Source organism: Sulfurisphaera sp. (genome assembly GCF_059755235.1).
On sequence record NZ_DBPRYF010000033.1, the window covers coordinates 1 to 5,740 of the forward strand.

Sequence of the window (5,740 nt, forward strand, 5' to 3'; positions counted from 1 at the left end):
GGATCATGGACAGTAATGCCTACAACTTTTGTCTTATCGCTAACACTCTTCTCTAAATATTCTGGAGGGATAACAGCGACATCGAAACCGTGATATAGTAAAGATGCTTCAACTTTCCTTAAAGCATAAGGTGCATAAACAGCCTTCCCTTCTTTATCAACCTTTATTGGGGGTGTAAAGAATTTATCCATGAACAGCCTAGGAACTAATCTATAGGGCATACAAGCTACATAACCTAACACACTACTCCCGCCGTAGTCTGTGAATGACCCTCTATCTGCCGTTAAGACTACTTCCCAGCTTCTATCCATAAGATATATCTCTATCACCAAGTAGATAAACTTTTCTTTCATAGTTATTTAAATCCAAATCGAATAATAATCATAGAAAAAATTTCATTATATGGATTCTAATTGTTTAAATCCCAACACTTAAAGGAAAAAATTAATACGAGAGTTAACAACTATCTCAAGTGGAAGGCACTTTCAAGTTTCTTTTAATTTCTAGAGTAACTAGAAGTATAAGTTTGATTTACGTAAGTCTATCAGTTCCTTTATATTTATCCTTATTAGGAATATCACCAGTTGTTATAGGACTTGTGGTGTTTGGTGTAGTGGGTTTTTATTCGATACTTTCATTCTCTTTGGGATTATTAGGAGATAGGATAGGTTATAAGAAGACACTTTTAATTGGTGATCTTTTACCAGCAATAGGCACAGCACTACTTGCAATAACATCAAACATACATCTAATCATACTTTTACTAATAATAACGGGGATAGGAGGAGGTGCTTCTGGAGGATTAAGAGGGATGTGGAGCCCAGGGTTATCAGCATTGATAGCTTCAAACTGGAGAGATGAGACTGAGAGGGTAAAAAGACTTGGCTTATTAAGCTCTGCCGCATCAGCATCAAGCGTAATTGGAAGTCTATTGGTATCTATAAAGCAGTTTCTTCCATTCTCTCCCGAAGAGGATTTTAGAGTGATATTTGGACTTTCCTCTGTGCTTCTCTTAGTTTCAATTCTATCACTTCTATTGGTTCACGAAGTGAAAAGACCTAAGAAGACAACGAAAATAATGAAGAGGTCTAGTTTCTCCTACATCTCAAAAGTCATAGCATCAAACGTGGTTTCCGGAGCTGGTGTGGGAATTGCAATACCTCTTTTACCATTATGGTTTAAATTAGCTTATCACGTAGACGACTTTATGATAGGAATTATATTTACAATTTCTTATGCATTAACTTCACTAGGCTCATTTTTAGCAACCAGAATACATTTGGATCCTCTAAAAGTAGGATCAGTAACGAGAGTATTAAACGGAGTGCTTCTAGTAGGCATAGCTTTTTCCCCATGGTTTTATCTAGCTGCTACACTGTATGCAATTAGAGGTTTAAACGCAGGCTTCGGAGCCCCCAACAGGACAGCGGTAAATGTAAGAGGAGTGTCAGAAGAAGATTTTGGAGCAGCAACAAGCTTACAAGGAATATCGACTAGAATTGCCCAGTTAAGCAGTGGTTTAAGTGGGTACTTGTTAGAGATGTGGATTCCATTACCAGAGTTTAGTGGAGGACTGTTACAAGCGATTGGCGGATATATCTACTACAAGTTGTTAAAGGAAAGGAAGCAAGTAAGTAAATGATCTCAAAAGTCCAAAATTTCCTAAAATTGGTTTTTATATTATGAAACTAACTATCAACCATGTGCAAAGTAATCTACGGGTATGAAGATCTAACAGACAAGATAAAAGAGTATTATATTCTTGATCCCACTGGTTTTAATACTTTTAAAAAGAACGTTGCCTTTGACTTGAACTTCAAAATCCAAAGGAAAAACTATGAAAAACTAAGGAACTTATATTTCACCATCTACGAGTTAGATGCAATAATAAGGGAATTGAATTTCAGAATGGTTAATCCTAATTTCATTTTACCTTCAATAATAACCAAAATAAACACATCAATACCATTAACATGGAAAAACGGCGAAATAACACTAAAAGAGCCAGTTGCGATTGAAACTGAGACACAATTTGAAGATGTAACTGAGACAAGCGTAAATATCGATCTGTCCACATTTACTGGGATAAAGAACTTTACATTAAAAGCAAAAGTGAAGTTGGACAAAAAGATATTAAGAGCAGAGCTGAATTTATCTTTAAAGCTAGATAACAGAGGAATAGATAGGAGCATAAGCGAAGAAGAAGTTAACAAGCTGTTGCAAGTGACTTCTAGAGAAGTTAACCAGAAATCAATGATTTCTCAGTCTCAACTAGATGAAATTGGAGAAAATATTATAGAGAGTTTGATAGAGCCTATGCTTGAAAAGGAGAAAGAGGACTTCCAAAGGAAGACGGGATTCACAGACTTTATTTATATGCCATCAGACAGATCAACTCTACTAAATGTTTCTGAATCAGCTCTTACGGTGGAAGAAATTTCTCAGTTATTCTCACAAAAGTGTAGCTTTGCTATATATAGAGTAAAAGAAGGAATAAAGAGATTTAAGCCATACTTCTCATCAGATGAAATAAAGGTCCAAAATGGGGTACTTTACTGGAAAGACGAAACTATTGGTAATGCACCACCAAAGATAAAGTCCCTTGTAGCAATTGACGCAGAGTTATCTACAGCCTCTGGTAGATCATTAGTAGTGATTGAATATCCAGAGGGGTACTTAACAGAGGAAGAAACTGAGATGGTGGCATCGAAACTCAGAGAGCTTAGCAAAGAACATGAACTGATTGTAGTTACTGGGAATAAAAAAGTGAAGGAGGAATGTGAGAAATGATTTGTACAACGGTTAATGAAAATCTAGAATTTGAAATATTTTCTAAAGCTAAATAAATAGTCCTTGTTGATGATAAAAACAACGAGGTTATATTTAAAGAAGAGAACCCAGCACTAAATTCACCTATGAAGAGACCCACAGTCTCCAAAGAATGTGTAAAACTAAAAGCGGACACTGTAATTGCTCCTCACGGTTCTTTATGTTTTCCTTCTTATCAGATACTGAAGAAAGCAAACATAAAGATGCTAATTTCGAAACCTGGGGATAAGCTGACAACAACAAACTTGAAAGAGGTTAACATGAGAGAAGTAATGTACTCAAGTTTTCTTGCAATTTCCGAAAGGATTAGGGAGAAAGTAAAAAGAGAGTAAAATATTATTTCTACGTGCTAATAAAAATAGAACATAACACATTTAAAAACGTTTTGTTGAATGCTAAAATAAATACATAATTACGTAACAAAAAGCAATGGCTAATGAAAAGAAAATCGAATGATAAAAATTGTCTATTTAATTAACTTCTTAATTTATAAAGTCAAGAAGCTACTAGCATTAGTTTTAATAGTTTTCTATTTAATAATTTTCGTATTGAAAAAGGTGTATTGACTTGGAACAATGGGAGATAGTACTTAAGGGGAACAAGAAATTCCGAAAACTTTTACAGAGAGAGGCAGAGAAGTTTGGGCTTTCTTATACAGAAGTTCAAACCCTTTATTATCTTAAAGAAGGAGAAAAAAATGTGACCTCTTTGGCAAACTATGCTGACGTTAACAAGTCAACTATGGTTGAAGTTTTAGACAAACTAGAAAAGAAAGGCTATATAACTAGAGAAAGAGACTCGACAGATAGAAGAGTCGTAATAGTTAAGATAACTGATGAAGGGATTAAAATCCTAGAAGAGGTTAGAGGTAAGTATAAAGAATTAATTCTCAATTTGCTTTCTAAGGTTAAAGATACTTCTTGCGTCGTGGAATTCTTTAACCTTCTGTTGAAGGAAGCCGAAAAAGAAGAAAATATATAAACTTTTGCCCAAGCTTTTGGGAAAATCCATTTTATATATCGTTCTTTTCCTCTCTTATGGCAAGCAGTAAGATAGTTGGAATACAAGCTCTAAGATGGATAGGTCTACTAGGTTCCTCGCTGTGTGCTGGAGTTCATATAATGTTAGCATCCCACGTAGCGTTTGGAAAAGATGTATTGGCAACAGAGATATATTCAACATTTTTCGCTTTCACAGCGTCTCTAGCTATAGTCGCTGCTGTAGCTTTCATAATGGGATTTAGAAGCTTATATCTTCCAGCACTAATATTCTAGTGATCGACTTTCTATTGCTAACTGAAACTAGGACTGGACCAGCACTTTTTGTAGGGAAAGTTCTACCAATAAATGTCTACGTCATAGAAAGCTGGATACTTGACGTTGTCTTAATTGTAGTTTCTGCATTGTTGTGGAAAATTGATAAAAGCTAAAAATATTTTTTATTTATCCTTACTGTAATAATATGTAATTTTTTAATTAAAAATCAAATAAAAAATTTATCGACATCTTTGGAATGGTTAATTGGTTCTCTTCCCTGAATAGCTCGATACTTTTCAATGTATATTTGAGATATAGGATATACTAAATATCAAGTAGATTTAACTTCGTTATTTTTTTTTAAAAAAACAAATCAAGTCTTTTGTAGATTTTTGATATCACCAAAGTCGATTAAAAAAGATAAAAAGCAATGAACGAAATATTTTAGTAGTGACTAATTTTGACATTTGCATATAAAAGTTCTAAAGAAAGATCTGAGACTAAAACCAAATTAGATGATTGGCCGGAAATTGTTAATATTCACGATAAATTAGTAAAAGGAGAAGGTCTTGATGCTCTAGATAAGGACTGGATTAATGAACTCTCCAAAGAGATAGGATGGAGTGCGGAGGACGCAATGGACGAGATTAAAAACCTTGATAAGGAACCTTCATCACAGATTGAGAGATATAGACAACTTTTTGAAAAATACTATAATGAGGCATTAAAGTTAAAGGAAAAGAAAGATTACGTACAATCTGGCGAGAAGTTATGGGGAGCAGTTACAGCATTAATTAAATTATACGCAGCTAAAAAGAATGTTTTGTTTCAAATTGGAGCCACGGTGATTTACATCAGTTTGTTAAAAAGTATGCTGACACTAACCCAGTGAAATTACATGACGGTAGCACAGTAATCCTTAAGGAGGTTTTAAGAACTTTATTAAGAGAAACTGAATCACTTCATTCAAATTTTTATGATAACTTCATGACTGATGAGGACTTTGAAGACGTTTTTAAAATAGTTGTTGAACTGATAGAGAAAGCTAAAGAAGTTGTTGAGTTAAAATAAATTCTATCAAGTGGTTCATTAGCTTGATGCTTCCCTATAAATAAATTGGTTAAAAATCCTTATTCGGTAAAGAAAACTAATAGACCTTATCACCAGTTTATTGATTACTACTGACAGTCTTACCCTAAGGTAAAGTTGAACAGATAACTAGACAACTTTCTACTTCATTGGTTCATGAAAGCTAAAAATAAAAAGACTTTTCCTATATTTAATTATAACCGAGGGGTTCGAGTGCCTATTAGGGCTCAATGAGAACCAGTTTGTCCCCCTTAAAATAATTTTTTATTTCTCCAAAACCCATATATTTTTCGTGAATTTATTATTTATAAACCATAGAGATCTTTTTCATCCTCAAGCAGGTGGTGCTGAAAGAGTAATTTACGAGGTTGGGAGAAGATTAGCAAAAAAGGGGATCGATGTAACTTGGTTGAGTGAAAATGTAGGTAATTCCCTTGAGGAATATGATAACATAAAGCTCATTCACGCTGGGAACAAGTTTACTATTCATCTTCTCTCTTCACGATATGCTAAAAATTATGACGTAGTAATTGATAGTGTTGCACACGCTGTGCCATTTTTCTCCT

The 5,740-nt window shown here is 34.1% G+C and carries 8 protein-coding genes and 2 pseudogenes; 9 read left to right on the forward strand and 1 reads right to left on the reverse strand.

Going from position 1 to position 5,740, the window contains the following annotated elements; translation table 11 throughout:
- Positions 1-311: pseudogene (locus AC3OCB_RS05595) on the reverse strand (radical SAM protein); the annotation flags it as partial.
- A 161-nt stretch (positions 312-472) separates the two neighbouring features.
- On the opposite strand from AC3OCB_RS05595, the gene AC3OCB_RS05600 reads away from it, so the two are divergent.
- The 9 genes and pseudogenes from AC3OCB_RS05600 to AC3OCB_RS05640 form a co-directional block, all read left to right on the forward strand.
- Positions 473-1,642: an MFS transporter gene (locus tag AC3OCB_RS05600; RefSeq protein ID WP_498341283.1), complete on the forward strand. Its 1,170-nt coding sequence runs from the start codon at positions 473-475 to the stop codon at positions 1,640-1,642.
- A gap of 59 nt (positions 1,643-1,701) precedes the next feature.
- A complete protein-coding gene (locus tag AC3OCB_RS05605; protein ID WP_498341285.1) occupies positions 1,702-2,790 on the forward strand; it encodes a hypothetical protein in 1,089 nt (362 codons plus the stop codon).
- Positions 2,791-2,846: 56 nt separating this feature from the next.
- On the forward strand, positions 2,847-3,161 hold the full coding sequence (locus AC3OCB_RS05610) for a NifB/NifX family molybdenum-iron cluster-binding protein (protein WP_498341292.1): 315 nt from the start codon (positions 2,847-2,849) through the stop codon (positions 3,159-3,161).
- 235 nt (positions 3,162-3,396) lie between these two features.
- A complete protein-coding gene (locus tag AC3OCB_RS05615; protein WP_498341286.1) occupies positions 3,397-3,810 on the forward strand; it encodes a MarR family winged helix-turn-helix transcriptional regulator in 414 nt (137 codons plus the stop codon).
- A gap of 56 nt (positions 3,811-3,866) precedes the next feature.
- Positions 3,867-4,103, forward strand: coding sequence for a hypothetical protein (locus AC3OCB_RS05620; RefSeq protein WP_498341287.1), 237 nt, complete (start codon positions 3,867-3,869; stop codon positions 4,101-4,103).
- Positions 4,103-4,258: a hypothetical protein gene (locus AC3OCB_RS05625; protein WP_498341288.1), complete on the forward strand. Its 156-nt coding sequence runs from the start codon at positions 4,103-4,105 to the stop codon at positions 4,256-4,258. Before AC3OCB_RS05620 ends, AC3OCB_RS05625 begins: the two co-directional genes overlap by 1 nt.
- A 287-nt stretch (positions 4,259-4,545) precedes the next feature.
- Positions 4,546-4,977, forward strand: coding sequence for a PaREP1 family protein (locus AC3OCB_RS05630; RefSeq protein ID WP_498341289.1), 432 nt, complete (start codon positions 4,546-4,548; stop codon positions 4,975-4,977).
- The gene (locus tag AC3OCB_RS05635) at positions 4,974-5,156 is read left to right on the forward strand and encodes a hypothetical protein (protein WP_498341291.1); all 183 of its coding nucleotides are present in this window, start codon (positions 4,974-4,976) and stop codon (positions 5,154-5,156) included. The genes AC3OCB_RS05630 and AC3OCB_RS05635 overlap by 4 nt, the downstream gene beginning before the upstream one ends.
- A gap of 310 nt (positions 5,157-5,466) precedes the next feature.
- Positions 5,467-5,740, forward strand: a pseudogene (locus tag AC3OCB_RS05640) (glycosyltransferase family 4 protein); the annotation flags it as partial.

Excerpts from the sequence above, each read along its gene's own strand:
- AC3OCB_RS05620 (WP_498341287.1), top strand. The coding sequence starts at position 3,867 with ATGGCAAGCAGTAAGATAGTTGGAATACAAGCTCTAAGATGGATAGGT.
- AC3OCB_RS05605 (WP_498341285.1), top strand. The coding sequence starts at position 1,702 with ATGTGCAAAGTAATCTACGGGTATGAAGATCTAACAGACAAGATAAAA.